This is a genomic window from Novosphingobium sp. fls2-241-R2A-195, from assembly GCF_030209485.1.
Taxonomy (GTDB): Bacteria; Pseudomonadota; Alphaproteobacteria; order Sphingomonadales; family Sphingomonadaceae; genus Novosphingobium; species Novosphingobium resinovorum.
Genome location: NZ_JARVRY010000035.1, coordinates 40,549 through 66,159 on the forward strand (window position 1 = coordinate 40,549; position 25,611 = coordinate 66,159).

General features: G+C 65.4%; 22 protein-coding genes. 14 read left to right on the forward strand and 8 right to left on the reverse strand.

Going from position 1 to position 25,611, the window contains the following annotated elements; genetic code table 11:
• Nucleotides 1–3: 3 nt before the first annotated feature.
• From QRN25_RS23850 to QRN25_RS23860, 3 genes are all read left to right on the forward strand, one after another.
• Nucleotides 4–639: a hypothetical protein gene (locus tag QRN25_RS23850; RefSeq protein WP_285021854.1), complete on the forward strand. Its 636-nt coding sequence runs from the start codon at nucleotides 4–6 to the stop codon at nucleotides 637–639.
• 110 nt (nucleotides 640–749) lie between these two features.
• On the forward strand, nucleotides 750–3,380 hold the full coding sequence (gene topA / locus QRN25_RS23855; protein ID WP_285021855.1) for a type I DNA topoisomerase: 2,631 nt from the start codon (nucleotides 750–752) through the stop codon (nucleotides 3,378–3,380).
• On the forward strand, nucleotides 3,377–3,556 hold the full coding sequence (locus QRN25_RS23860) for a hypothetical protein (protein ID WP_008828827.1): 180 nt from the start codon (nucleotides 3,377–3,379) through the stop codon (nucleotides 3,554–3,556). The genes topA and QRN25_RS23860 overlap by 4 nt, the downstream gene beginning before the upstream one ends.
• A gap of 34 nt (nucleotides 3,557–3,590) precedes the next feature.
• Here QRN25_RS23860 and QRN25_RS23865 read toward each other — a convergent pair whose 3' ends face one another.
• The 5 genes from QRN25_RS23865 to lepB all read right to left on the reverse strand — a co-directional run bounded on the left by QRN25_RS23865 (nucleotide 3,591) and on the right by lepB (nucleotide 8,712).
• On the reverse strand, nucleotides 3,591–5,024 hold the full coding sequence (locus QRN25_RS23865) for an ArnT family glycosyltransferase (RefSeq protein WP_285021856.1): 1,434 nt from the start codon (nucleotides 5,022–5,024) through the stop codon (nucleotides 3,591–3,593).
• A gap of 198 nt (nucleotides 5,025–5,222) precedes the next feature.
• Nucleotides 5,223–6,311, reverse strand: a complete 1,089-nt coding sequence (locus QRN25_RS23870; RefSeq protein ID WP_285021859.1) for an SGNH/GDSL hydrolase family protein — start codon at nucleotides 6,309–6,311, stop codon at nucleotides 5,223–5,225.
• Nucleotides 6,311–7,204 carry a GTPase Era gene (era, locus tag QRN25_RS23875; RefSeq protein ID WP_008828824.1) on the reverse strand — a complete coding sequence of 298 codons (894 nt, stop codon included), beginning with the start codon at nucleotides 7,202–7,204 and terminating at the stop codon, nucleotides 6,311–6,313. The genes QRN25_RS23870 and era overlap by 1 nt, the downstream gene beginning before the upstream one ends.
• Nucleotides 7,201–7,869, reverse strand: coding sequence for a ribonuclease III (gene rnc, locus QRN25_RS23880; RefSeq protein ID WP_008828823.1), 669 nt, complete (start codon nucleotides 7,867–7,869; stop codon nucleotides 7,201–7,203). The genes era and rnc overlap by 4 nt, the downstream gene beginning before the upstream one ends.
• On the reverse strand, nucleotides 7,870–8,712 hold the full coding sequence (lepB, locus tag QRN25_RS23885; protein ID WP_285021861.1) for a signal peptidase I: 843 nt from the start codon (nucleotides 8,710–8,712) through the stop codon (nucleotides 7,870–7,872). It abuts the gene before it with no gap.
• Nucleotides 8,713–8,861: 149 nt separating this feature from the next.
• Between lepB and pgi the strand changes: the two genes are divergently transcribed.
• Complete coding sequence (pgi, locus tag QRN25_RS23890; protein ID WP_285021862.1) at nucleotides 8,862–10,382, forward strand: glucose-6-phosphate isomerase; 1,521 nt, start codon at nucleotides 8,862–8,864, stop codon at nucleotides 10,380–10,382.
• Between the two features lie 64 nt (nucleotides 10,383–10,446).
• Here pgi and QRN25_RS23895 read toward each other — a convergent pair whose 3' ends face one another.
• Nucleotides 10,447–11,109, reverse strand: coding sequence for an RBBP9/YdeN family alpha/beta hydrolase (locus QRN25_RS23895; protein WP_285021864.1), 663 nt, complete (start codon nucleotides 11,107–11,109; stop codon nucleotides 10,447–10,449).
• A 180-nt stretch (nucleotides 11,110–11,289) separates the two neighbouring features.
• Between QRN25_RS23895 and gor the strand changes: the two genes are divergently transcribed.
• The 10 genes from gor to QRN25_RS23945 all read left to right on the forward strand — a co-directional run bounded on the left by gor (nucleotide 11,290) and on the right by QRN25_RS23945 (nucleotide 23,593).
• Nucleotides 11,290–12,648: a glutathione-disulfide reductase gene (gor, locus tag QRN25_RS23900; protein WP_285021865.1), complete on the forward strand. Its 1,359-nt coding sequence runs from the start codon at nucleotides 11,290–11,292 to the stop codon at nucleotides 12,646–12,648.
• A 249-nt stretch (nucleotides 12,649–12,897) separates the two neighbouring features.
• Entirely contained in the window at nucleotides 12,898–14,424 is a 1,527-nt protein-coding gene (locus tag QRN25_RS23905; protein ID WP_285021866.1) for an acyl-CoA carboxylase subunit beta, read from the forward strand.
• Between the two features lie 105 nt (nucleotides 14,425–14,529).
• Nucleotides 14,530–15,711 (forward strand): beta-ketothiolase BktB, encoded by a 1,182-nt coding sequence (bktB, locus tag QRN25_RS23910; RefSeq protein WP_285021867.1) that lies wholly within the window; start codon nucleotides 14,530–14,532, stop codon nucleotides 15,709–15,711.
• Between the two features lie 5 nt (nucleotides 15,712–15,716).
• The gene (gene mce, locus QRN25_RS23915; RefSeq protein WP_285021869.1) at nucleotides 15,717–16,154 is read left to right on the forward strand and encodes a methylmalonyl-CoA epimerase; all 438 of its coding nucleotides are present in this window, start codon (nucleotides 15,717–15,719) and stop codon (nucleotides 16,152–16,154) included.
• Between the two features lie 144 nt (nucleotides 16,155–16,298).
• Nucleotides 16,299–18,449 (forward strand): methylmalonyl-CoA mutase, encoded by a 2,151-nt coding sequence (scpA, locus tag QRN25_RS23920; RefSeq protein WP_285021870.1) that lies wholly within the window; start codon nucleotides 16,299–16,301, stop codon nucleotides 18,447–18,449.
• Nucleotides 18,450–18,531: 82 nt separating this feature from the next.
• Nucleotides 18,532–19,584 carry a biotin synthase BioB gene (gene bioB / locus QRN25_RS23925; protein WP_502910496.1) on the forward strand — a complete coding sequence of 351 codons (1,053 nt, stop codon included), beginning with the start codon at nucleotides 18,532–18,534 and terminating at the stop codon, nucleotides 19,582–19,584.
• A gap of 17 nt (nucleotides 19,585–19,601) precedes the next feature.
• Nucleotides 19,602–20,438, forward strand: a complete 837-nt coding sequence (locus QRN25_RS23930) for an alpha/beta hydrolase (protein WP_285021874.1) — start codon at nucleotides 19,602–19,604, stop codon at nucleotides 20,436–20,438.
• Entirely contained in the window at nucleotides 20,420–22,441 is a 2,022-nt protein-coding gene (locus tag QRN25_RS23935) for an acetyl-CoA carboxylase biotin carboxylase subunit (RefSeq protein ID WP_285021875.1), read from the forward strand. The genes QRN25_RS23930 and QRN25_RS23935 overlap by 19 nt, the downstream gene beginning before the upstream one ends.
• Nucleotide 22,442: 1 nt before the next feature.
• A complete protein-coding gene (locus tag QRN25_RS23940; protein ID WP_285021876.1) occupies nucleotides 22,443–22,814 on the forward strand; it encodes a tRNA-binding protein in 372 nt (123 codons plus the stop codon).
• Nucleotides 22,814–23,593 carry a thioesterase family protein gene (locus QRN25_RS23945; RefSeq protein ID WP_285021877.1) on the forward strand — a complete coding sequence of 260 codons (780 nt, stop codon included), beginning with the start codon at nucleotides 22,814–22,816 and terminating at the stop codon, nucleotides 23,591–23,593. The genes QRN25_RS23940 and QRN25_RS23945 overlap by 1 nt, the downstream gene beginning before the upstream one ends.
• A 4-nt stretch (nucleotides 23,594–23,597) precedes the next feature.
• On the opposite strand, the gene QRN25_RS23950 is transcribed toward QRN25_RS23945, so the two are convergent.
• Together QRN25_RS23950 and QRN25_RS23955 are read right to left on the reverse strand one after the other, a co-directional pair.
• Nucleotides 23,598–23,774 carry a hypothetical protein gene (locus tag QRN25_RS23950; protein ID WP_285021880.1) on the reverse strand — a complete coding sequence of 59 codons (177 nt, stop codon included), beginning with the start codon at nucleotides 23,772–23,774 and terminating at the stop codon, nucleotides 23,598–23,600.
• Nucleotides 23,774–25,156 (reverse strand): peptide MFS transporter, encoded by a 1,383-nt coding sequence (locus tag QRN25_RS23955; RefSeq protein ID WP_285021881.1) that lies wholly within the window; start codon nucleotides 25,154–25,156, stop codon nucleotides 23,774–23,776. The genes QRN25_RS23950 and QRN25_RS23955 overlap by 1 nt, the downstream gene beginning before the upstream one ends.
• Nucleotides 25,157–25,611 lie beyond the last annotated feature (455 nt).

Here is a 25,611-nt window from a genome sequence, read left to right on the forward strand (position 1 = left end):
GGAGTGAATTCACGTTTCAGCGTTGGCGACCTGCTAGGCGAAATGGGTTTCGTTGCAAGACAACACCTGCCGTTCCTGGGACTGGTCGGCATCCTGCAAGTGGCGACCTACACTGCCTCGGACATGGTTTCACCAACGGCTTCGATATTCATCGGCGGCGTGGTCGGGCTGATTTTCGATTACGCTGTGCTGCAACGTCTACTGGGGCATTGGGGCGAGAGATGGCGGCTTGGCTCGCTGTTCGTGGCGCAACTGCTGTCTGGCCTCGGCATCATGTTCGGTTTTCTGTTGCTGGTGCTGCCGGGGCTGTTCCTCATGGCGCGCTGGTCGCTCGTTCCCGCCTTCATCATCGTCGAGGATAACCGCTCGCAGGAATCGCTGTCGTCGAGTTGGAGCGCCACCGCGCAATGCTGGCTCCCCATCGCCGTCGCCTACGCGATCAATGCCGCGATTCTCGGCTCTGCTTTGGTGGCGCTTGAATTTGGGCAGGAACAGTTTGCCCAACTGCCGCCTTTTGCGGCGGCTGTGACGCCGAACCTTTTCGCGGCATTCTATGGCATCGTCGCCTCGCTGGTGGCAGTCGCTGCCTTCCGATTGTCAAGAACCGAGGCCAGTGACCTCGACAACGTCTTCGCCTGAATGCAGGGCGTAAGACGCACAAGGCTTGACGAATGCCCCCAAGCCTTCCCACCCTATGCGCATACACATGTGTGCGTACGTGCACGTGAGGGGCAGTAAGAAAGTCTGAAATGCAGTTAGTCATCGTAGAATCGCCCGCCAAGGCCAAGACCATCGAGAAGTACCTGGGCAAGGACTACAAGGTCCTCGCCAGCTACGGCCACGTTCGCGACCTGCCGCCCAAGGACGGCTCCGTCCGCCCGGACGAGGAGTTCGCGATGGACTGGGAACTCTACGGCGACAAGCAGCGCCAGGTGAAGGCGATCACCGATGCGGCCAAGACCGCCGACCGCCTGATCCTCGCGACCGACCCTGATCGCGAGGGCGAGGCGATCTCGTGGCACGTGCGCGAACTGCTGGCCAAGCGAAAGGCGCTGCCCAAGGACGTGCAGCGCGTCACTTTCAACGCGATCACCAAGGAAACCGTCACCAAGGCGATGACCCAGCCGCGCGAGCTGGATCAGGACCTGATCGACGCTTACCTCGCCCGCCGTGCGCTGGACTACTTGTTCGGCTTCACGCTTTCGCCGGTTCTGTGGCGCAAGCTGCCCGGCGCCAAGTCGGCGGGCCGCGTGCAGTCGGTGGCACTGCGCCTGATCGTCGATCGCGAGCGCGAGATCGAGGCGTTCACGCCGCAGGAGTACTGGTCCGTTGCCGCGCAGATGGCGCATGACGGGACCGACTTCACCGCCAAGCTGGTGACGTTCGAGGGCCAGAAGCTCGATCGCCTCAGCCTGGGCGAAGAGGGCATCGCCATGCGGGCCAAGACCGCGGTGGAGCAGGGCGCCTTCAAGGTCGAGGGCGTCGAGACCAAGCCGCATCGCCGCAACCCGCAGCCGCCGTTCACCACCTCGACCTTGCAGCAGGAGGCCGCACGCAAGCTGGGCTTCTCGGCCAGCCAGACGATGCGCGTGGCGCAGACGCTCTATGAAGCGGGTGCGATCACCTACATGCGTACCGATGGCGTGCAGATGGACCCGAGTGCGATCTCGGCCGCCCGCGCCGCCATCGCCGAGCGCTTCTCTGGCCACTTCGTTCCCGAAAAGCCGCGCCACTACGAGACCAAGGCCAAGAACGCGCAGGAAGCGCACGAGGCGATCCGTCCCACCGAGTTCACCAAGGACCGCTTCGGTTCAGGGGACGAGGCGCGCCTGTACGATCTGATCTTCAAGCGCGCGATGGCCAGCCAGATGGCTTCGGCCCAGCTTGAGCGTACCACCGTAACCCTGCGCGACGGAACTGGCCGCAACGAACTGCGCGCCACCGGCACCGTGGTGAAATTCCCGGGCTTCCTTGCCGTCTACGAGGAAGGCCGCGACAACAAGGCCGACGATGACGACGAGGCAGGCCTGCTGCCCTTCATGAAGGCGGGCGACATGCCGGCCAAGAAGGACGTGACCGCCGAGCAGCACTTCACCCAGCCGCCGCCACGCTTCTCGGAAGCCAGTCTTGTGAAGCGGCTGGAGGAACTGGGCATCGGGCGTCCTTCGACATATGCCGCGACGATCCAGGTCATCAAGGACCGCGCTTACGTGCGGACCGAGAAGAACCGTTTCTTCGCAGAGGAGACGGGGCGACTTCTCACCTCGTTCCTCGAACGCTTCTTCCCCCGCTACGTGGCTTATGAATTCACGGCGGGCATGGAGGACGAACTCGACGACGTTTCGGGCGGACGCCAGGAATGGAAGGCGCTGCTCGAAGCGTTCTGGCGCGACTTCAAGCCCAAGTCCGACGAGGTGATGGAGAAGAAGCCCTCGGAAGTGACCGAGGCGCTGGACGAATTCCTCTCCGATTACCTGTTCCCGCCCAAGGCGGACGGCACTGATCCGCGTGTCTGCCCCAAGTGCGGCGAGGGGCGCCTGTCCCTGCGCGGCGGTCGTTACGGCGCGTTCGTGGCGTGCTCGAACTATCCGGAGTGCAAGTTCACCCGCAAGTTCGCGCAGCCCGGAGGCAACGCCGAAGGCGGCGATGACGAAGGGCTGGGCAAGGACCCGGAGACCGGCATGGAGATCATGCGCCGTACCGGGCGCTTCGGTCCTTATATCCAGTTGGGCGAGGGCAAGGAGGCCAAGCGTGCCTCGATCCCCAAGGATATCGACGAACTGACGCTGGAATGGGGCATCAAGCTGCTCAGCCTGCCGCGCACCGTGGGTCCGCACCCGGAGACGGGCAAGGATATCACTGCCAGCATCGGGCGTTACGGCCCGTACCTCGCGCATGACGGCAAGTATGCACGGCTGCGTTCGACGGCGGAAGTGTTCGACACCGGCATGAACGCCGCGGTCTCGATGCTGGCTGACGCCGCCAATCGCGGCGGCGCGGCCTCGCGCACCAAGGCGGAACCGCTCAAGCTGCTGGGCGCGCATCCAACCAGCGGCGGCGAGATCAAGGTTATGGCGGGCCGCTATGGTCCTTACGTCACCGACGGCACCACCAACGCCACCCTCCCGCGCGACCAGAAGCCGGAGGACCTCACCGCCGAGCAGGCCGTCGTGCTGATCGACGAGAAGGCGGCCAAGGGGCCGGCCAAGGGAAAGAAGAAGGCGCCAGCCAAGAAGGCGGCGCCCAAGAAGGCTGCTGCCAAGACGGATGGCGCCAAGAAGCCGGCGGCAAAGAAGGCCCCGGCTAAGAAAGCAGCGCCAAAGAAGAAGGCGGCCGCAGATTCCGAGGACAGCGCCGCACCGTGGGATGTCGAAGCATGAGCGACAAGGTTGCCAAGCACAAGCAGCCCTGGAAGCCCGAGGAACTGCAGAAGCTGCAGACCCTCGCGGGCAAGGGCAAGGGCCTCAAGGAAATTGCCAAGGCCCTCAACCGAACCGAGGAATCGACCAAGGATGCGGCGCGCCAGCATGGCATGAACATCGCCAAGGCGCGGTGACGGTCTCCTGCCCCGGATCAGTTCCGGGGCGGCGTCATTTCAGCCGCCACAGCGCGAACCGGCGGGTGCCTAGGCTGGCCTGCGCATAAGTTTGGTAATCGCTGCGCAGCGCTTTCATGACGATGTCGCGCGTCTTGTCGTTGGCGCGGTTCGGACGCTTCGACAGCCCGATCACCACCACGCCGGGGCGGCTGGCCATGATGCGGCGTACTTCGCTCACCGGGTCGATGTTCAGCGCGCCCGCTTCATTCATCGCATTGAGGTGGCTTGGGTAGGCAAATCGCGTTGGAATGCAGGCGTTGGTGGTGCGGTAGAGCGCGCTGTCGCCCTCGAAGACGTAAAGGCAGCGGCCGTGCAGTTCGCGCGTGATCGCGTGTGTCATGCTAGCGAATTGCGTGGCATCGCCTCTTTCGCGGACCTGCAGGGCGGGCGCCGCGACGGCACCGATCGCACCGAGCCCAAGTAGCAGTTGGCCGTACCAGCGCTCTCCCGGGCGGCTACGTGCGAGGGCCGGGGCGGCAAGCACGCTCAGCGGCACCAGCACGGGGCCGAGATAGTGGTCGTACCAAGTGCCGAAAACCAGGAACCCGCCGATGCTCGCCAGCGCCCAAATGCGCAGGGACGGCAGGGCGGCCGGACGCTCTCCGCGAACGGGGCGCAGGCGATGGGGCGCCAGAAGCAGGGCGAGCGCGAAGGGGATTAGCGCCAGGCATTCCTTGGCGAGCCGACCGAAGGCATCGGCCATGTCCGTCGTGCGGCCCAGGATCGAGGTAAAATTGGCTTGCACGAAGGCATCGCCGTGGCCGAGCCATGCATAGCCTGTCCAGACCGCCGCAGTCGGAGCTAGCGCCCCCGCGATCCATCCAGCGCCCGCCAGGACCAGTCTCCGGGGCGGCCAGCCGTCCGCCCAGCCGCGTCCCAGCAGCATCAGGCCAAAGGCAGCGCCTTCGAAGACCGCCGTGTACTTGATCTGCATCGCAAGCCCGAACAGCAGCATCGCCTCCAGGCCGCGGCGGGCAAGCAAGGGATCGTGCGCCCGCGTTCGCACATCGACGACGATCAGCGCGGCAAGGGCGACAGGCAGGTTGTAGAACACCGGCGACTGGCCAAGCGCCACGTTGAACACCGGCTGCCAAAGCAGATAGACCAGCCCCGCCCACTGCGCTGCGCGGGGCGGAGCGATGCGGCGGGCGATGCGCTCGATGACCAGCGCGGTGAGCACCGAGCAGGCAAGGCCGAGCAACTGATAAGTCAAGACCGGATCGAACGGCAGGGCGTAAACGGCGCGATAGAGCGCGAACAGGCCCCAGGGCTTGCGATCCCAGATGTCGACGTAGGGAAGGGCGCCCTGCGCCATGCGCTGCCCGACGAGGAGGTAGAACTGCTCGTCCGACTGGAATGCGGGCTTGCCCAGCATCAGCAGTCGCAATGCGAAGGCGATCGGCAGGTACAGCGCGAGCGAACCCAACCGAAGCCGGGCGCCGATAGGACGGCGAACGGCAATCGGAACATTCCGTTGCGCCGCGGCGGCACTCCGCGCGACCATGGGCGACCCTTTCCTCGTTCCGGCCGCGGGGGGAACGGCAGTTGTTGGGAAAGGGCGCTTAAGGCGTTTTGATTGCAGGAATGCGACGGCGGATCGCGCCGTCGCCAGACTTCCGCGGCGTTACGAGCGCTTCTTCGTCTCGTTCGACGGTTTGGCCGTCGGCGCCGGCGCAGGCTTGGCCGTTGGGGCGGCGGTTGGTCCCGGCACCGGAACGGCGGGGATCGGCTGCCCGGGGGCAGGCTTCGTCGGCGCCGGTCCCGGAGGATTGAGGCCGGGCTCGACCGTCACCGAAGGCTTCACCGGCCTTACGCCCGCCTTGATGAGCCATGACGAAATGCCGTCCGCCGTCGCCTGCATCCCGGCCTTGTTGAGGTGCCACTGCAGGCCCTGCCGCCCGTCGTAGCCCTGCGGCGAGCCGATCATCCACGGCTCCTTGTCGCAAGGGGTGTGGGTGGCCGAGGACTGGTTCATCTCGACGACGATGGTGCCGTGCGCCTGCGCCACGCGGCCGGTGATCTCGGCAAGGCGGCGGCCGATCTCGCGCACGATCGCGGCGTCGGTCTCGCTGACCGGGGTGTCGGCGCAGAGCTTGCCCGGCGGCGGCACGGGGGTCAGGTACTGGACGAAGACGATGCGCGCCTGCGGGGCGGTCGCCTTGATGCGGCGGGCGATCTCGTTGAGCTGCGCCTCGTCGCGGACGTAGTCGGTCTCGGTGGGGATGCGGACCGGGCCGCAGGCCTTGGTCTTGGCGCCCGAGGCGGCGATGATCTTCGCGTTGAAGGCGCAAGTCGCCGAGAACAGGTTGCCGATGTACGACAGGTCGTTGCCGCCGATGGTGATCGTAACCAGCCGGGTGTCGGGCGTGACGCTGTTGATCTGCGGCGGCACTTCGCCCCAGGGGCCGAGCACGTTGTCGGTCACCGCGCCCGAGCAGGAACGGTCGATCAGCACCATGCCGAAGCGCTCGGCGAGCAGCGTCGGGTAGTTGTTGAAGCTCTGACCGCAGCGTGCGGGCCAGCTTGGCTTGACCGGCGGCAACTGCGGTCCCGCAGCGAACGACGAGCCGATGGCGACGTAGCGTTGCCCGGCCAGGTTCTCTTCCACCAGGGTGACCTGCGCCTTCTCGGCGGCCACGGCCTTCATGTAAGGCGTGGCGCAGCCGCACAGCAGAAATGCGGTGGCAGTGAGGGTCGAGAATGCGGCCTTCATCATTTCACCCAGTCGAGTCCGATTTCCTCGTAGATGTCCTTGGTTTCGGCCCAGTTCTCCTCGACCTTCACATGGAGGAAGAGGTGGACTTTCTGGCCAAGCACTTCGCTCAGTTCCTTGCGCGCGGCCTCGCCGATCGCCTTGATCTTCGAGCCGCCCTTGCCCAGCACGATGGCGCGCTGGTTGTCGCGGGTGACCACGATCTGCTGGCGGATTTCCACCGAGCCGTCCTTGCGCGGGGTATAGGCCTCAGGACGCACGGCGGCGTCGTAGGGCAGTTCCTCGTGGAGCTGGCGGTAGAGCTGTTCGCGCGTGATCTCGCAGGCGAGCAGGCGCTCGCTGGCGTCGGAAACCTGGTCCTCGGGATAGTGCCAGGGCCCTTCGGACATCTGCCCGGCGAGCCAGGTCTTGAGCTGCGGCACGCCGTCACCGCTGAGGGCGGAGACGAAGAACACCTCGTCGAACTGCACTTCTGCGGTGAATTCCTGCGCTAGCACCAGCAGCTTTTCCTTGGCGCTTGCATCGACCTTGTTGAGCACCAGCACCTTGCGTTCGGTGCGGTCCTTCAGCGTTTCGAGCAGCGGCATCAGTTCGTGGCGGCGCAGCTTCACCGCATCGACGATCAGCAGGATCGCGTCGGCTTCCTGCGCGCCTTCCCACGCGGCGGCGACCATCGCGCGATCGAGGCGGCGGCGCGGCGCGAAGATGCCGGGGGTGTCGGCGAGGATGATCTGCGCCTCGCCCTCGAGCGCGATGCCGAGCAGGCGGGCGCGGGTGGTCTGCGCTTTGGCCGAGGTGATCGCCACCTTCTGCCCGACGAGCGCGTTGACGAGCGTGGACTTGCCCGCGTTGGGGGCGCCGATGACGGCGACGAGACCGCAGTGCTGGGTCATCCGAATTTCCTCATGAACTCTTCTGCGGCGCCGGTCTCGGCGTCCTGCTTGGAATGGGCCGTGGCCTGTGCCGAACCGACGTTGTGGACCGACACTTCGACCGTGAAGCGCGCGGCGTGATCCGGACCTGAACGCTCGATCAACTTGTATTCGGGCATCCTGCGGCGGTTGCCTGCGGTCCATTCCTGCAGCGCGGACTTGGGATGCTTGCGCTTGCCGGTCTTGCCCTGGAGCGTATCCGCCCAAAGGCCGAGTACCATATCGCGTGCCGCTTCGAAACCGCGCTCGGTGAAGCAGGCGCCGATGATCGCCTCCATCACGTCGCCCAGGATGTTCTCCGAATCCTGCCCGCCGTCGTCGCGCGCCTGCTTGCCGAGGCGCATGTGCGGGCCGAGGCCGATGTCGCGGGCGATCGTGGCGCAAGTGGCGCGGCTGACGAGCGCGTTGAGGCGCTGCGACAGGCGGCCTTCCGCCTCGTCGCTGCCCCGGTAGAGCCATTCGGCCACCGAGAGGCCGAGTACCCGGTCACCCAGGAACTCCAGCCGTTCGTAATTGCGTTTCTCGCCGGTGGAGCCGTGCGTCAGGGCCGCTTGCCAGAGCGCTTCGTCGAGCGGCTCCTGGCCGGAATGCTTGATCAGAAAGGCGCGGGTATTTGCTTCAAGCACTCAGATCACGCTCCCGATGCGGCTCCAGCGCGCGGCGGTGAACCATGTCCAGGGCTTGATCCATTCGGCCGAACCGTCGGTCGAGAACATCATGACCGCCGCCTTGCCGACGAGGTTCTCCTGCGGGACCATGCCGACGCCGCCGCCCTCGACCGCCGGGAAACGGCTGTCCATCGAGTTGTCGCGGTTGTCGCCCATCAGGAACAGGTGGCCTTCGGGCACCACGAAGACGCCGGTGTCGTCCTGCGGGGTCGGCCCCATGTCGAGCACGGTGTAGCTCTTGCCGTTCGGCAGGGTCTCTCTGAACTGTGGGTAGGAGCAGACGTCCTTGCCGTTGTCCGTGGTCTCGAAGCCGGGGCCGCAGTCGGTGTTGGGGCTGACGGGCACGGTGAAGTTAGGGACTTTCACCTTGGGCACCGACTTGCCGTTGATCCAGAGCTGGCCGCCCTTCATCTGGATCTCGTCGCCGGGCAGGCCGATGACGCGCTTGATGTAATCGACGTCGTTGTCTGGCGGGGCCTTGAAGATGACGACGTCGCCGCGCTCGGGCTGGCTGGCGAGAATGCGGCCCGGGATCAGCGGCACGCTGAAGGGCAGCGAATACTTCGAGAAGCCGTAGGACCACTTGGTGGCGAACAGATAGTCGCCGGTCAGCAGCCGGGGCAGCATCGACTCGCTGGGGATGTTGAACGGCGAGATGATGAAGCTGCGCAGCACCACCACGCCCAGCACCAGCCAGAACAGGAAGGAGAAGAAGTTCTCGTCCTTCTGGGGCTTGGCATCAGGGGCTCCGGCGGGTGCCTGGCCGGCTTCGATCTTTGTCGCGCTATGGGTGTCGCTCATGGGCAAACCCTTGCCCATGGCCACGTGCTTCCGTCAAGAGCGATCCCGACCAACGTGAGGTACTGGCCGATAATTGCACAACTCGGGCTTGGATTTCGCAATTGCGGAACGCATAAGGCGCACCGAATGCTTACCAGGAGATGCGTTGTATGAGCGAAGCGGTATGGAACAAGCTGCAGGGCCTCGACAAACCCACCTTGAAGCAGCTTTTCGATGCCGATTCCGGCCGTCTGGATGCTTTCGCGACGCGCTTCGAACTGGGTGAGGAGGAGAACTCCACCGGAATCCTGTTCGACTGGTCGAAGACCCACCTCGACGCCGCGCACGTCGCCGCCTTCGAGGAACTGGCGCAGGCGCAGGACTTCGCGGGCCGCCGCGCGGCGCTGTTCGCGGGCGAGATCGTCAACCCGACCGAAGGCCGCGCCGCCGAGCACACCGCCCAGCGCGGCGTCGGCAAGGACGAGAGCGTCCAGACCGCGGCCGAGAACCATCACCGCATGGCCGCCATCGTCGAGGCCATCCACCGCGGCGCCATGGGCGAGGTGAAGCACCTGATCCATGTCGGCATCGGCGGTTCGGCGCTCGGTCCGGCGCTTGCTATCGACGCGCTGGCGCGCGAAGGCGCGATGGTGGACGTGCACGTCGTCTCCAACATCGACGGTTGCGCGCTGGAGCAGGCCTTTGCCAAGTGCGATCCGGCCACCACGATGCTGGCGGTCGCGTCCAAGACCTTCACCACCATCGAGACGATGACCAACGCCGACAGCGTGCTGATCTGGCTGCGCGAAAACGGTGTCGAAGATCCCTATGGCCGCGTCGTCGCGCTGACCGCGGCGCCGGAAAAGGCGATGGAATGGGGCGTGGACGAAACCCGCATCCTGCCCTTCTCCGAGAGCGTGGGCGGGCGTTACTCGCTGTGGTCGTCGATCGGCTTCCCCGTCGCCATGGCGCTGGGCTGGCCGGACTTTGCCGAGTTCCTCGACGGGGCGGCGGCGATGGACGTGCACTTCCGCGATACGGACGGCCTTGCGAACCTGCCCTTGCGCGCCGCTTTCGCCGACCAGTACTACACCCGCCTGCGCGGCTGCCAGACCCGCGCGGTCTTCGCCTATGACGAGCGCATGGCGCTGCTGCCCGACTATCTCCAGCAGCTGGAGATGGAATCCAACGGCAAGCGCGTGACCTTCGACGGCAAGCCGATAGACGGCCCCACCGCGCCGATCACCTGGGGCGGGGTGGGCACCGATGCGCAGCATGCGGTATTCCAGCTGCTTCATCAGGGCACCAACCTCGTGCCGGTGGACTTCATCGCCTCGATCGCGCCCGGGCACGACCTTGCCTTCGATCACCACCGCATCCTGCTGTCGAACTGCTTCGCGCAGGGTGCCGCGCTGATGGCGGGCAAGCACAGCGACGATCCGGCGCGCGCCTATCCGGGCGACCGTCCCTCGGCGACGATGCTGGTGGATGACCTGACGCCCGCGACCTTCGGCGCGCTGGTGGCGTTCCATGAACACCGCACGTTCGCCAACGCAGTGTTGCTGGGGATCAACCCGTTCGACCAGTTCGGCGTGGAACTCGGCAAGGAGATCGCCAAGCAGATCGAGCAGGGCGGCGTGGAGTTCGATCCTTCGACCACCGCACTGCTGGCGCTGGCGGGCATCGCCTGAAAATAATACGCCGGGACGACCGTTAGGTCGCCCCGGCGCCCTGCAAGGGTAGGATGACGCGCCGTCAGGCGCGGTGTTCGAGGCCCTCTGCCCAATCGGCATGAGCAGGCAGGGTGGATCCCGGCGAGGATGCGCCGATCTCGATCAATTGCGAGAGCAGGCGCTTGCCGTCCTCCCAGCTGCCGAGGCCGGAATCTGCATTGATATGCCCGCTGTTCCCGGCGTCGACGAACGTGCTGCCCCAGCGCCGCGCGAGGCTTTTCGAGGTCTCGAACCCCATCCACGGATCGTTGTGGCTAGCCACCAGCAGCGAGGGGAAGGGCAGCGCATCGGCGGGCGTCGGCGCGAAGCCGGTCACCCGTTCGTCGCGCGGGAAAAAATCGACTTCGGGCGGCGCCACCAGCATCGCGCCGATCACCGGGGCCGACCAGCTCGGCTGCTCGAACTTCGACCACCATGCCGTCAGGATGCAGCCGAGGCTGTGCGCCACGATCACCACGGGCCGTCCCGCACGGTGCACGGCCAGGTTCAAACGGTTGATCCAGGTGTTGCGGTGGGGGTTGTCCCAGGTGCCCAGCTCCACCAGCTGGGCATTGTCGAACTCTTCCGCCCAGCGCCGCTGCCAGTGGCGCGGTCCGCTGCCGTCGAGGCCGGGGACGAGAAGGATCAGCGGTTCCTGCTTTTCGGATTCGCTCCGGGGCGAACGACTTTGAAGAGAACGGGGCATCGGCGATCTCCCTTGTGCTATGGGCTCGAATGTAAACTCAACTGATAAAGTTGACAATGCGTTCCGAGGTCAAAGCGGCAGGAAGAAATTCTTGAGCGCCGGATGGAAATCCGCGCCGAGCGTGCTGGCAATCACCCAGCCCATGTCCCATATGCCCCGCGACCAAAGGAGCTTCATCGCATGCCCGCACAAGACGCCGATTACGACTACGACCTCTTCACCATCGGCGCCGGTTCGGGCGGCGTGCGCGCAAGCCGCGTGTCGGCTGCCTACGGCGCGCGCGTGGCGGTGGCGGAGGAGTACCGGGTCGGCGGCACGTGCGTGATCCGGGGCTGCGTGCCCAAGAAGATGCTCGTCTACGCCGCGCACTTCGCCGAAGACCTCGAAGACGCGCGCCACTTCGGCTGGGACGTGGGCGAGCCCAAGTTCGACTGGAAGACCCTGCGCGATAACGTGCTGGGCGACGTCGATCGCCTCAACGGCCTCTACACGCAGACGCTCGACAACAACAAGGTCGAGATATTCCACCAGCGCGCGACGATCACCGGCCCGCACGAAATTACGCTGGCGAACGGCGAGAAGAAGACCGCGAAGCATATCCTGATCGCCACCGGCGCGCGGCCGCAGGTGCCGGAATGCCCGGGTCATACGCATGGCATCACCTCCAACGAAGCGTTCCATCTCGACGCGATTCCCAAGCGCGTGCTGATCGCGGGCGCGGGCTATATCGCCAACGAGTTCGCGGGCATCTTCCACCAGTTCGGCGCCCATGTGACGCTCATCAACCGCTCGGACCAGATCCTGCGGGGGTATGACGAGAGCGTGCGCGACCGCCTGCTCCAGATCTCGCTGGCGAAGGGCATGGAGTTCCGCTTCAACGCGAACTTCGAGAAGATCGTGAAGCAGGAGGACGGTTCGCTGGTCGTCCACATGAGCAATCACGAGCCGATCGAAGTCGACCTCGTCCTGTTCGCGACCGGCCGCGTGCCCAATATCGAAGGCCTCGGCCTCGAAGACGTCGGCGTGAAGCTGAACGCAAAGGGCGCCATCGCGGTGGACGAGAACGCGCGCACCAGCGTGCCGAGCATCTATGCCGTGGGCGACGTGACCGACCGCGTGCAGCTCACCCCCGTCGCCATCCGCGAGGGACAAGCCTTCGCCGACCGCGTGTTCGGCGGCAAGGAGGCCAGCGTGGACTATTCGTGCATTGCCTCGGCGGTGTTCAGCCATCCGCCGCTCGCGGGGGTGGGCCTGACCGAAGCGCAGGCGACCGAGCAGTTCGGCACCTGCAAGGTCTACTCCAGCGACTTCCGCTCGATGAAGAACGTGCTGGCGCAGCGCAACGAGCGCTCGCTCTACAAGATGGTCTGCCATGCCGAGACGGACAAGGTTCTGGGCATCCACATGATCGGCGCGGACACGCCGGAACTGATCCAGGTCGCGGCGATCGCAGTGAAGGCGGGGCTGACCAAGGCCGATTTCGACGCCACCGTGGCCGTTCACCCGACGATGTCGGAAGAACTGGTGCTGATGAAGTAGGGGGCGAAAACCTCTTTCGTCATTGCCAGCGCAGCGAAGCAATCCACGGTAGCATTACGCCGCCCTGGGTTGCTTCGCTGCGCTCGCAATGACGGGTGGGCGGGTTCGGTCATATCGCCTGACGGATAGATCGCAGACCCATCCCGGATAAGTTTAACCGGGCGATTAAAAACAGTTGACCTGACCGCTCCCGGCGTCTTACGCGGATGCAGCAATTGACGCTGCATGCGCCGAGGCAAGGGAATCCGGATGTCCGCAAATATCGCCGAAATGGAGAAGCGCCGCTCCGCCGCAAAGCTGGGTGGTGGTCAGAAGCGCATCGACGCACAGCACGCCAAGGGCAAGCTGACCGCGCGCGAACGCCTCGACGTGCTGCTCGACGAAGGCAGCTTTGAGGAGATGGACCTTTACGTCGAACATGACTGCGTCGACTTCGGCATGCAGGACCAGAAGATCCCCGGCGACGGCGTAGTTACCGGCTCGGGCACCATCAACGGCCGCCTCGTCTACGTGTTCAGCCAGGACTTCACCGTGTTCGGCGGCTCGCTCTCGGCCCGCCACGCGCAGAAGATCTGCAAGGTGATGGACGCCGCGCTGAAAGTGGGCGCGCCGGTCATCGGCCTCAACGATTCCGGCGGCGCGCGCATTCAGGAAGGCGTGGCCTCGCTCGGCGGCTATGCCGACGTGTTCCAGCGCAACGTGCTGGCATCGGGCGTGGTGCCGCAGCTCTCGCTCATCATGGGCCCCTGCGCGGGCGGCGCGGTATATTCGCCGGCGATGACTGACTTCATCTTCATGGTGAAGGACAGCTCGTACATGTTCGTCACCGGCCCCGAAGTGGTGAAGACCGTCACCAACGAAGTCGTCACGCAGGAAGAACTGGGCGGCGCGATCACGCACTCCAGCAAGACTTCGGTGTCCGACCTCGCGCTGGAGAACGACATCGAGGCGCTGCTGGCGGCCCGCGATTTCTTCGACTTCCTGCCTTCGTCCAACCGCGACGGCGTGCCGGAGCGTCCCTCGGCCGACGCATGGGATCGTCTGGAACCCAGCCTCGACACGATCATCCCGCCCTCGGCCAACCAGCCGTACGACATGCACGAAGTGATCCGCAAGACGGTGGACGAGGGCGAGTTCTTCGAGCTCCAGCCGCTCCACGCGGGCAACATCATCATCGGTTTCGGCCGGGTCGAGGGCAAGACCGTCGGTATCGTCGCCAACCAGCCGATGGTGCTGGCGGGCGTGCTCGACATCAACTCGTCGAAGAAGGCGGCGCGGTTCGTGCGCTTCTGCGATGCCTTCAGCATTCCGCTGGTCACCTTCGTCGACGTTCCGGGCTTCCTGCCCGGCACCGACCAGGAGCACAACGGCATCATCAAGCACGGCGCCAAGCTGCTGTTCGCCTATGCCGAGGCGACCGTGCCCAAGATCACCGTCATCACCCGCAAGGCCTATGGCGGCGCCTACGACGTCATGAGTTCCAAGCACTTGCGCGGCGATCTCAACTACGCCTGGCCCACTGCGGAAATCGCGGTGATGGGCGCCAAGGGCGCGGTGGAGATCATCTTCCGCGGCCAGGACGCCGACGGCATCGCCGCCAAGACCAAGGAATACGAGGACCGCTTCGCCAATCCCTTCGTGGCGGCAAGCCGGGGCTACATCGACGAGGTCATCTATCCGCACTCGACCCGCCGCCGCATCGCGCTGGGCCTGCGCAAGCTGCGGAACAAGGAACTCGAGAATCCCTGGAAGAAGCACGACAACATCCCGCTGTGATGCGCGGCCGTCGGGCTGAAAGGTGGCCTTTTTGAGAGTACACTGACCGGATGCGAAGGCCGAATACGGCGCCCGGTCGAAGCATAAGGGATTGGAAGTCAGGTCATGGAAGAAGTCTACATCGTCAGCGGCGTGCGCACGGCAGTCGGCGATTTCGGCGGTTCGCTGAAGTCGTTCATGCCTTCGGACCTCGGCGGCCTCGTCGCTACCGAAGCGCTTGCCCGCGCCGGGATCGAGGCGGACGCGGTGGAGCATGTGGTCATCGGCCAGGTCATGCCCACCAGCGCGCGCGACCAGATGCTGGCCCGCGTGATCGGCATCAATGCCGGCATCCCGCTCGCCACTCCGGCGCTGACGCTGAACCGCCTGTGCGGGTCGGGCGTGCAGGCGATCGTCTCGGCCGCACAGATGATGAAGCTGGGCGAAGCCTCGGTGACGCTGGCGGGCGGCGCCGAAGTCATGTCCAACATTCCCTACCATGACCACGGCGTGCGCTGGGGCAGGAAGATGGGCGCCAACACGCAGGAAGACGCGCTGACGCTCGGCCTGTCGGACGCCATCGGCGGCTACCACATGGGCATCACTGCCGAGAACGTGGCGGAGCGTCACTGCGTCAGCCGAGAGGATATGGACGCGCTCGCCGCGACCAGCCACGCCCGCGCCGCGCATGCCATCGCCGAAGGCCGCTTCAAGGACCAGATCCTGCCCGTCGAGGTGAAGACCCGCAAGGGCGTCACCGTCTTCGACACCGATGAACATGTGAAGGCGGACACCACCGTCGAAGTGCTGGGCAAGATGCGCCCGGCCTTCAAGAAGGACGGAACGGTCACTGCGGGCAATGCCAGCGGCATCAATGACGGAGCCGCCGCCGTGGTGCTCGCCACCGGTGCTGAAGTCGAGAAGCGCGGTCTGAAGCCGCTCGCGCGCATCGTCGCCTGGGGGCACGCGGGCGTCGAGCCGGAATACATGGGCGAAGGTCCGATCAAGGCCGTGCCGATCGCCCTTAAGCGCGCCGGGCTGAACCTTGACCAGATGGACGTGATCGAGAGCAACGAGGCCTTCGCCGCGCAGGCGGCCGCCGTCGCCAAGGTGCTCGGCTTCGATCCGGCGAAGGTGAACCCCAACGGTTCGGGCGTCTCGATCGGTCACCCCGTCGGCGCGACGGGAACCATGCTGACCATCAAGGCCATGTACGAGTTGAAGCGCATCGGCGGAAAGTACGGCCTCGTCACCATGTGCATTGGTGGCGGGCAGGGCATCGCCATGGTCATCGAGAACGTAGGATAACTGGCATGAAGCTCGGCCGTCTCAACCACATCGGCGTCGCCACGCCCGATCTCGACGCTGCCATCGCGTTCTACAAGGACGTGATGGGCGCGACTGACGTAACCGAGCCGTTCGTGCTCGAAAGCCAGCAGGTGCGCGTCTGTTTCGTCAATACGCCGGGACAGAACGGCACCGAGGGCACGCAGATCGAACTGCTGCAGCCGACCACGCCGGACTCGGCGGTGGGCAAGTGGCTGGAGAAGAACCCCCTCGGGGGCCAGCACCACATCTGCTACGAAGTGCCCGATATCCACGCCGCCAAGGCCTGGTTCGAGGGCCTCGGCAAGCGCGTGCTGGGAGAGCCGCGCATGGGCGCGCATGGGACGCTGATCTTCTTCGTCCACCCCAGGGACATGGGCGGCCAGCTTACCGAGATCATGGAAACGCCCAAGGGCGCGCATTGAACTGACGTCGTCCCGGACTTGATCCGGGACCGCTGGCCGGGAAAGGCCCACCTCGCGGCGAGGCACCTTGAAGAGAGGCCCCGCCTAAAGACAGGCACCGGTCCCGGGTCAAGTCCGGGACGACGAGTAAAAGAGGATACCACGATGCCCGACATCAACGACTGGCAGGCAGCGGCGACCAAGGAAGTCAAGGGCAAGGACCTGACCTGGGAAACGCCCGAGGGCATCGCGGTCAAGCCGCTCTACACCGCCGAGGACGTGACCGTCGATCCAGGCCTTCCGGGCTTCGCGCCCTTCACGCGCGGCGTGCGCGCCTCGATGTATGCGGGCCGGCCCTGGACCATCCGTCAGTACGCGGGCTTCTCCACCGCCGAGGAATCGAACGCCTTCTACCGCCGCAACCTTGCGGCGGGCCAGAAGGGCCTGTCGGTCGCCTTCGACCTCGCAACGCACCGCGGCTATGACTCCGACCACCCGCGCGTGGTGGGCGACGTCGGCAAGGCGGGCGTGGCGATCGACTCGGTCGAAGACATGAAGATCCTGTTCGACGGCATCCCGCTCGACAAGATGTCCGTCTCGATGACCATGAACGGCGCGGTGATCCCGATCCTCGCCTTCTTCATCGTCGCCGGTGAAGAGCAGGGCGTCGATCGCAAGCTGCTCGACGGAACCATCCAGAACGACATCCTCAAGGAGTTCATGGTCCGCAACACCTACATCTACCCGCCCGAGCCGAGCATGCGGATCATCTCGGACATCTTCGGCTACACCAGCCGCGAGATGCCCAAGTTCAACTCGATCTCGATTTCCGGCTACCATATGCAGGAAGCCGGCGCGACGCAGGTTCAGGAACTGGCCTTCACCATCGCCGACGGTGCCGAATATGTGAAATACGGCGTGGCCTCGGGCCTCGACATCGACAAGTTCGCGGGCCGCCTGTCGTTCTTCTTCGCCATCGGCATGAACTTCTTCATGGAAGTCGCCAAGCTGCGCGCCGCGCGCGTGCTGTGGCACCGGGTGATGACCGAACTGGGTGCCAAGGACGAGCGCAGCAAGATGCTGCGCACCCATTGCCAGACCTCGGGTGTGTCGCTGCAGGAGCAGGATCCCTACAACAACGTGATCCGCACCACGATCGAGGCGATGGCCTCGATGCTGGGCGGCACCCAGTCGCTGCACACCAACGCGCTCGACGAAGCGATCGCGCTGCCGACCGATTTCTCGGCGCGCATCGCTCGCAACACCCAGATCATCATCCAGGAGGAGACCGGCATGTGCAATGTCGTCGATCCGCTGGGGGGATCGTACTACATCGAATCGCTGACGCAGAGCCTCGTCGACCAGGCCTGGGAGATCATCGAGCGCGTGCAGGCCGATGGCGGCATGGCCAAGGCGGTCGCCGCCGGCTGGCCCAAGGCGATGATCGAGACCGCCGCCGCCTCCCGCCAGGCGCGTGTGGACCGGGGTGACGACGTGATCGTCGGCGTCAACAAGTACCGCCTCGCCGCCGAGGACGCGATCGAGACGCTCGACATCGACAACGCCAAGGTTCGCGAAGGCCAGATCGCCCGCATCAACAAGATGAAGGCCGAGCGCGACGAAGCCGTGTGCCAGGCCGCGCTCAAGGCGCTGGCCGATGGCGCCGCCGCGCCTGCCAGCATCGAGAACAACCTCCTCGCCCTTGCGGTCGAAGCGGCCCGCGCCCGCGCGACCCTCGGCGAAATCTCCTCCGCGATGGAGGAGAGCTTCGAGCGCTACGGCACCCAGCCGACCCCGGTGAAGGGTGTCTACGGCGCGCCTTACGAGGGCGACAGCCGCTGGCGGCAGGTGCTGGACGGCGTGGCAGCGGTGGAGCGCCGCCTTGGCCGCAAGCCCAAGCTGCTGGTCGCCAAGATGGGCCAGGACGGCCACGATCGCGGCGCCAACATCATCGCCTCGGCCTTTGGCGATATGGGCTTCGAGGTCGTCTCCGGCCCGCTATTCCAGACGCCCGAGGAAACCGTGGTGCTGGCCTTGCAGAACGAAGTCGATGTCGTCGGCGCCTCCAGCCTCGCGGCAGGTCACAAGACGCTGATCCCCGAACTGATCCAGCAGCTGCGCGATGCCGGGCGCAGCGACGTCAAGGTGATCGCTGGCGGCGTGATCCCGGCGAAGGACTACGAATACCTGCGCAATGCCGGCGTTCAGGGCATCTACGGGCCCGGCTCGAACGTGGTCGAATGCGCCGCCGACGTGCTGCGCCTGCTCGGCCACAACATGCCGCCGGCCGGCTCCGAACTGCAGGCGGCCGAGTAAGGGGATGCTGGATCAGCACGGCATCGCGTTCTATGACAGGGCTTTGGCCCCGAGCCGCGCGCGTGCCGCCTGAGGAATGACTATGACCCAAACCCCCGCCTTCACCCCCCGCACCGACTGGACCCGTGAGGAGATCGCGGCGCTGTTCGACCTGCCGTTCACCGAACTGGTCTTCCGCGCCGCCGAAGTTCACCGCGCCAGTCACAAGGCGGACGAGGTGCAGCTTTCCACGCTGCTTTCGATCAAGACCGGCGGGTGTGTGGAGGATTGCGGCTACTGCTCGCAGTCGGTTTCGGCCAACAGCGGCGTCAAGGCGACCAAGCTGATGGAAGTACAGGCCGTGCTGCAGCGCGCGGCGCAAGCGGCGGACCAGGGCTCGACCCGCTTCTGCATGGGCGCCGCCTGGCGTAACCCCAAGGACCGCGACATGCCCGCCATCATCGAGATGGTGAAGGGCGTGCGCGCGATGGGCATGGAAACCTGCATGACGCTGGGCATGCTGACGCCGCAGCAGGCCGACATGCTGAGCGACGCGGGCCTCGACTACTACAACCACAACATCGACACTTCGCCTGAGCGCTATGACCAGGTCATCACCACGCGCACGATGGAAGACCGTCTCGATACGCTGTCGAACGTGCGCATGGCGGGGATCAACGTATGCTCGGGCGGCATCGTCGGCATGGGCGAGACCCGCGCGGACCGCGTCGGCTTCGTCCACACGCTCGCCACCTTGCCCGAGCACCCGCAATCGGTGCCGGTCAACGCGCTGGTGCCGGTGAGGGGCACCGTGCTGGGCGACATGCTGGCCGACACCCCGCTCGCCAAGATCGACGATGTGGAGTTCGTGCGTACCGTGGCGGTCGCACGCATTACCATGCCGGGCTCGATGGTGCGCCTGTCTGCCGGGCGCGAGTCGATGTCGGAGATGACGCAGGCGATGTGCTTCATGGCCGGCGCGAACTCGATCTTCACTGGCGACAAGCTGCTGACCGCACCCAACGCGGGCGACGACAACGATCTGGCGATGTTCGCTCGCCTCGGCCTCAAGCCGATGGCGATCGAACTGACGCCTGCGCAAGTCGAAGCCCAGCGTATGCCCAAGGGCTGCGCCAAGCTGGAAGCGGCCGAGTGATGAAACGGGCGGGATCAATGCTGCTGGCGTTGTCCTGCCTCCTTTGCGTGCCGGGCGTTGCGGTTGCCGAAGCGCCTGCATCCACTCCGATCACGATCGGACAAACGCACCTCGTTGCCTTTGCCGACGGTGACCAGCGACAGGTCAACGTCTATCTGCCCGAAGGCTACGCGGAGGGGACCAAGCGCTATCCGGTGCTGTATCTCATCGATGGCGGCCTTTCGCAGGACTTCCTGCATGTTGCCGGGACGAGCGCGCTCAACGCGATCTGGGGCCGCTCGCTGCCGGTGATCGTCGTCGGCATCGAAAGCAAGGACCGCCGCGCCGAACTGATCGGCAGCGTGGGCAATGCCGCGCAGCACAAGCAGTACCCGACCGCTGGACAATCCACACGGTTCCGAGCCTTCCTGCGCGACACGGTCAAGCCGCTGATCGAGGCGGATTATCGCACCGATGGCGACGATGGCGTGATCGGTGAATCGCTCGCCGGTCTGTTCATCGTCGAGACGTGGCTGCGCGAACCCGGCCTGTTTCACCGTTACGCCGCCATCGACGCGAGTCTGTGGTGGGATGACGCGGCCCTCGCCAAAGCGGCCGCAGGCCTGATCGCGACGTCTCCCCGGACCGGTCCGCTGTACCTGACATATTCGAACGAAGGTCGGGAAACCGCTCAGGCCGCGCAGCGCGTCGCGGCAGCGGGCGGCTCGCTGGTCTGCCTCTCGCCGCGTGAGGATCTGACCCACGCCACGGCCTATCACGTCCTCTCGCCGCAGGCGCTGCAGTTCCTGTTTCCGACCGCCAACAAACAAGACCCCGAATGGGGCTTCGAGGTGCCATGTTCAAAAAAATCCTGATCGCAAACCGGGGCGAGATCGCCTGCCGCGTCATCAAGACGGCGCGCCGCATGGGTATCGCCACGGTCGCCGTCTATTCCGATGCCGACGCCCGCGCGCCGTTCGTGCAGATGGCCGATGAGGCGGTTCACATCGGCCCCGCGCCAGCCGCGCAGTCGTACCTGATCGCCGACAAGATCATCGCCGCCGCCAAGCAGACCGGCGCCGACGCCGTGCACCCCGGCTACGGCTTCCTGTCCGAGCGCACCTCCTTCGCCGAGGCGCTCGCCGCAGAGGGCATCGAGTTCATCGGCCCTCCCGTGAACGCGATCGCGGCGATGGGCGACAAGATCGAGTCCAAGAAGCTCGCCAAGGCGGCGGGCGTCAACGTCGTCCCCGGCTTCGTCGGCGAGATCGAGGATACCGAGCATGCGGTGCGCATCTCGGCCGAGATCGGCTACCCGGTGATGATGAAGGCCAGCGCGGGCGGCGGCGGCAAGGGCATGCGCCTCGCCTACAACGAAAACGACGTGCGTGAAGGCTTCGAAGCCACCAAGCGCGAGGGCCTGAACTCGTTCGGCGACGACCGCGTCTTCATCGAAAAGTTCATCCTCAACCCGCGCCACATCGAGATCCAGATCCTCGGCGACAAGCACGGCAACATCCTCTACCTGAACGAGCGCGAATGCTCGATTCAGCGCCGCCACCAGAAGGTGGTCGAGGAAGCGCCGTCGCCCTTCGTCACCCCGGCGATGCGCAAGGCCATGGGGGAGCAGTGCGTCGCCCTGTCGCGCGCGGTGGGGTACTATTCGGCCGGCACGGTGGAACTGATCGTCTCGGGCGCGGATCCGACGGGCGAGAGCTTCTACTTCCTCGAAATGAACACCCGCCTGCAGGTGGAGCACCCCGTCACCGAAGCGATCACCGGCGTCGACCTCGTCGAGCAGATGATCCGCGTCGCGGCAGGCGAGAAGCTGGAACTGACGCAGGACGACGTGAAGATCGACGGCTGGGCCATCGAGAACCGCGTCTATGCCGAAGATCCCTATCGCGGCTTCCTGCCCTCGACGGGCCGCCTCGTGCGCTACAATCCGCCGGTCGAAGGCTGGACGGATGACGGCGAAGAGAATGGCCGCCGCGGCATCGACGGTATCCGCGTGGACGACGGCGTCTACGAAGGCGGCGAAGTCTCGATGTTCTACGACCCGATGATCGCCAAGCTCATAACCTGGGGCGAGACGCGCGACGAAGCGGCGGACAAGCAGATCGCCGCGCTCGACGCCTTCGAGATCGAGGGCCTTGGCCACAACATCGATTTCGTCTCGGCGATCATGCAGCACCCGCGCTTCCGCTCGGGCGAGCTGACCACCGGCTTCATCGCTGAGGAGTATCCCGAAGGCTTCCACGGCGCGCCGGCGTCGGACGAACTCAAGGTACAACTGGCCGCCGTCGCCGCCTTCGTCGCCACCGCGCGCGCCGATCGTTCGCGCCGGGTCGAAGGCCAGCTGGGCGCCCCGCTCGATCCTCCGGGCGAGTGGACCGTGACCATCGGCGGCGATGTCTTCGCGGTCGAACTCGACGAAGACCTGCTGACGGTCAATGGCGAGGAAGTCGAGCTGGAGCTGGAATACACCCCGGGCGACCGCTTCGTGGATGCCGAGGTCGATGGCGAGGATCTGACGCTCAAGCTGGACGTCACCCGCACCGGCTTCCGGATGACCACGCGCGGTGCGATCCACAAGGTCGATTGCCTGCCCGCGCACATCGCCGGCTTCACGCAGCACATGATCGAGAAGATCCCGCCGGACCTCTCGAAGTACCTGATCTGCCCGATGCCGGGCCTCCTCGTTTCGCTGAGCGTAGGCGAGGGCGACAAGGTCGAGGCAGGGCAACCGCTGGCAGTGGTCGAGGCCATGAAGATGGAGAACATCCTGCGCGCCGAAAAGTCGGGCACGGTGAAGTCCGTCAACGCCAAGGCGGGGGAAAGCCTTGCGGTGGATGCGATCATCCTCGAAATGGAGTGACATGCATCTCGATCACGACCCCGCCGCGCCTCCGGGCGAGACCATAGGCTTCGACGACTTCCTCAAGGTGGACATCCGAATCGGCACCATTGTCGGCGCGGATGTCTATGAGGGTGCACGGAAACCCAGTTACAAGCTGCGGATCGATTTCGGTCCCGGCATCGGCGAGAAGAAGAGCGTCGGCCAGGTGGCCGCGCTCTATTCTCCCGAGGAGCTGACCGGGCGGCAGGTGGCGGCGGTGGTCAACTTTCCCGTCCGCCAGATCGGCAAGGCGCTGTCCGAAGTGCTGACGCTGGGCTTCGCGGACGAGGAGGGGCGGGTGACGCTGTTCTCGCCGGACAAGCGCGTACCCGATGGATCGCGCTTGTTCTGATGGCGGGGCTGGGAGATATGCTCGCCGGGGCTGAGCCGCTGGAAGGCGGTTTCGCGCTGGAGATCACCGAGGACTGGCTGCAGGGGCGCACCGCTTACGGAGGACTGACTTCGGCGATCGCACTGGCGGTGGCAAAAGGCGCTGCCGACGATCTGCCGCCGCTGCGCTCGGGTCAGCTTTCGATGGTCGGCCCCTTGGCCGGGCGCATCGAGGCTCGCGCGAAAGTGCTGCGGCAGGGGCGCAATGCGACCTGGGTTTCCGCCGAACTGACCGGTGAGGGCGGCGTGGGCTTCACCGCCGCCTTCGTCTTCATGCGCCCGATCGAGAGCGTGCTGTCGATCGATCACTATCCGCTGCCGGACGGCGTCATTCCGCTCGACGAGGCGAAGCCGGTGCCGATGGATCATGCGCCGGCTTTCCTGCGCAATCACTTCGAGGCGCGCTTCGCCATGCCCAAGACCGCGCTGGGCGAGGCGGACCTCGCTTGGTGGGTGCGGCCGCGCGAGCGCGGGGGGCTCGATCCCGAGGTCGAGTGCCTGCTGTGCGGGGATGTGCTGCCGGTGGCGGTCTGGCCGCTGCTGGGCTTCAAGGTGCCGATTTCGTCGATGCAGTGGCACGTCAACATGCTGGACGCGAAGCCCTCGGCGAATGGCTGGTGGATGATCCGCTCGACCAGTTTGCATGCGGCGCATGGCGGGGCGAGCGAGCACATCATGCAGTGGAACGCGGATGGTGTTCCGGCCGTTGCGGGCATGCAGTCGGTGGCCGTGTTCGGTTGAGCCCTCAGCGGCCGCGCATGCCTTTGATGAAGGCATAACTGCCGCCGCCGAAGACCACCAGGGCAAGGGTAAAGCCAATCCCGGCGCCCCATTTCGCACCTTCGGCTCCCCAGAGAAAACCACCTGCCGCGAGGCCCAGCAGCGGCAGGACGATCAGCAGCAGGCAGCCGATGACGGGCATCAGGGGGTGCCCATCAATCGCTTTGCAAACAACAGCTTGAATAGCCCGAACCCGATTAGTGCGACGGCGGCCGAAGCCATGTGCAGCAGCCAGAACGTCGTCGTCGGCATTGTCGAGAACAGCGTGCCGATCTTGCCCACGGCCAGGTTCGCGCCGAAGAACGCAAGGTAGTAGATCCCCACGATCGAGGCGTTCAGCGCGCGCGGGGCAAGGCGGGTGAACAGCGCGAGGCTCACCGGCAGCAGGTGCGCGAAGCCGATCGAGTTCACGAGGTGGAACATGACCGGCCAGAATAGACCAATCTTTCCCGTACCTTGCGTCGCTGCAGCCATATAGAGGCACGCCGCGCCGCCGACGATGAAGGCGCAGCCCAGGATCATCTTGCCCAGTTCGTCGGGCTCCTTGCCGGTGCGCTTGCCGACGAAGGCCCAGAACGCGGCGACCGCCACCAGCATCGAGAAGCTGAGGGTGGCGTCAATGGTAATCATCCAGCTCGTCGGCAGCGTCTCACCCATGAAGCTGAGCTGGAACTGCTGATCGGCCCAGACGAGATAAGCGTTGAAAATCTGCTGGTTGGTCAGGAGCGACACGCCCATGATCGGCACCAGCACCAGCACCGCGAGAAGGCGCGGGCCGTCGCCCTTTTCGAACGTGGCGCGGGGCTCGGCGGACTTGGCGGCCTTGCTGTCGGCGGGCAGCCAGGGCTTCGCGTAGATGTACAAAAGCAGGCCGAGCACCATGACCACGCCGGCGCAGCCGAAGCCCCAGTGCCAGCCGACCTTCTCGCCCAGCGTGCCGGAAATCAGCGGGGCGACGATTACCGAGACATTGATAAATATGTAGAAAATCTGGAACGCCATCGCGCGGCGGATATCACCCTGCTTGTAGAGTTCGCCGACCTGGCTGGCGATGTTGCCCTTGAACAGCCCGACGCCCATCACCAGCGATATCAGCGCCAGCAGGAAGGCGCTTTCGAACGCCATCAGGAAATGGCCGAGCGACATGACCACGCCGCCCGCGATCAGCGCGGCGCGGCGGCCCAGCAGGAGGTCGGCCAGAATGCCGCCGAGGATCGGAGTCAGATAGACTAAGGCCGTGTAAAGGCCGAATATTTCGGAAGCCAGCGGCTGTCCGGACAGGCCCGGAAACAGGTGCGTGGTGACCCAGTCGAGCCCGATCACGCCCTCCTGCCGCCCCGGCACCAGCAGGTACCTGACCATGTAGAGCGTCAGCAGCGTCTGCATCGAATAGTAGGAGAAGCGCTCGCAGCCCTCGACCAGGCCGAGCAGGCCTAACCCCTTGGGATGGCCCAGGAAAGCGCGGTCGTCTCGCGCCGCTTCTTCGGGGAAGTCGAGGTTGGGCGTCGCTTCGGGTGCGGTCATGTCTGTCCCGTAATTATCTTGTGCATCGGCGTAATCGCCGTTCCTGCGCGAGCAATGTCATGTCGATGTAACAGGGTCAAACCTGAATGCGTGGTGCACAAAAATGGGGGCGAAAAGGCGGCAGGCCGATCGACCTGCCGCCTTCCGCAACGCCCCGGGGGATTCGCACGGGGCGTCTCGGCCCCCCGGCCAGCGTGACAAACGCCTACTCCGTTGAAAGAGCGTGCAAATCTATAACGTTCGCGAGCCTGCATCGATCCGGGCTTCGTCGCTGCACGGCCACGAAGCGGCGCATAAGCACGGCGTTTTGCAGGGTGCACCCAACGGCACTCAACGGCACTCAAAGATGCCACAAGGCGCCAAGAAGTGCGGGTAGCGATGAAATTGCAGTGACTTACCACCGCCATCGTCATTGCGAGCGTAGCGAAGCAATCCAGAGCCGCCTAAACCGCTCT

What these genes read in the sequence shown, in the direction of transcription:
- topA (WP_285021855.1), top strand. Translation starts at nt 750, where the DNA reads ATGCAGTTAGTCATCGTAGAATCGCCCGCCAAGGCCAAGACCATCGAG.
- QRN25_RS23860 (WP_008828827.1), top strand. Translation starts at nt 3,377, where the DNA reads ATGAGCGACAAGGTTGCCAAGCACAAGCAGCCCTGGAAGCCCGAGGAA.
- QRN25_RS23870 (WP_285021859.1), bottom strand. Translation starts at nt 6,311, where the DNA reads ATGAAGGCCGCATTCTCGACCCTCACTGCCACCGCATTTCTGCTGTGC.
- era (WP_008828824.1), bottom strand. Translation starts at nt 7,204, where the DNA reads ATGACCCAGCACTGCGGTCTCGTCGCCGTCATCGGCGCCCCCAACGCG.
- lepB (WP_285021861.1), bottom strand. Translation starts at nt 8,712, where the DNA reads ATGAGCGACACCCATAGCGCGACAAAGATCGAAGCCGGCCAGGCACCC.
- pgi (WP_285021862.1), top strand. Translation starts at nt 8,862, where the DNA reads ATGAGCGAAGCGGTATGGAACAAGCTGCAGGGCCTCGACAAACCCACC.
- QRN25_RS23895 (WP_285021864.1), bottom strand. Translation starts at nt 11,109, where the DNA reads ATGCCCCGTTCTCTTCAAAGTCGTTCGCCCCGGAGCGAATCCGAAAAG.
- gor (WP_285021865.1), top strand. Translation starts at nt 11,290, where the DNA reads ATGCCCGCACAAGACGCCGATTACGACTACGACCTCTTCACCATCGGC.
- QRN25_RS23905 (WP_285021866.1), top strand. Translation starts at nt 12,898, where the DNA reads ATGTCCGCAAATATCGCCGAAATGGAGAAGCGCCGCTCCGCCGCAAAG.
- bktB (WP_285021867.1), top strand. Translation starts at nt 14,530, where the DNA reads ATGGAAGAAGTCTACATCGTCAGCGGCGTGCGCACGGCAGTCGGCGAT.
- mce (WP_285021869.1), top strand. Translation starts at nt 15,717, where the DNA reads ATGAAGCTCGGCCGTCTCAACCACATCGGCGTCGCCACGCCCGATCTC.
- scpA (WP_285021870.1), top strand. Translation starts at nt 16,299, where the DNA reads ATGCCCGACATCAACGACTGGCAGGCAGCGGCGACCAAGGAAGTCAAG.
- bioB (WP_502910496.1), top strand. Translation starts at nt 18,532, where the DNA reads ATGACCCAAACCCCCGCCTTCACCCCCCGCACCGACTGGACCCGTGAG.
- QRN25_RS23930 (WP_285021874.1), top strand. Translation starts at nt 19,602, where the DNA reads ATGCTGCTGGCGTTGTCCTGCCTCCTTTGCGTGCCGGGCGTTGCGGTT.
- QRN25_RS23935 (WP_285021875.1), top strand. Translation starts at nt 20,420, where the DNA reads ATGTTCAAAAAAATCCTGATCGCAAACCGGGGCGAGATCGCCTGCCGC.
- QRN25_RS23940 (WP_285021876.1), top strand. Translation starts at nt 22,443, where the DNA reads ATGCATCTCGATCACGACCCCGCCGCGCCTCCGGGCGAGACCATAGGC.
- QRN25_RS23945 (WP_285021877.1), top strand. Translation starts at nt 22,814, where the DNA reads ATGGCGGGGCTGGGAGATATGCTCGCCGGGGCTGAGCCGCTGGAAGGC.
- QRN25_RS23950 (WP_285021880.1), bottom strand. Translation starts at nt 23,774, where the DNA reads ATGCCCGTCATCGGCTGCCTGCTGCTGATCGTCCTGCCGCTGCTGGGC.
- QRN25_RS23955 (WP_285021881.1), bottom strand. Translation starts at nt 25,156, where the DNA reads ATGACCGCACCCGAAGCGACGCCCAACCTCGACTTCCCCGAAGAAGCG.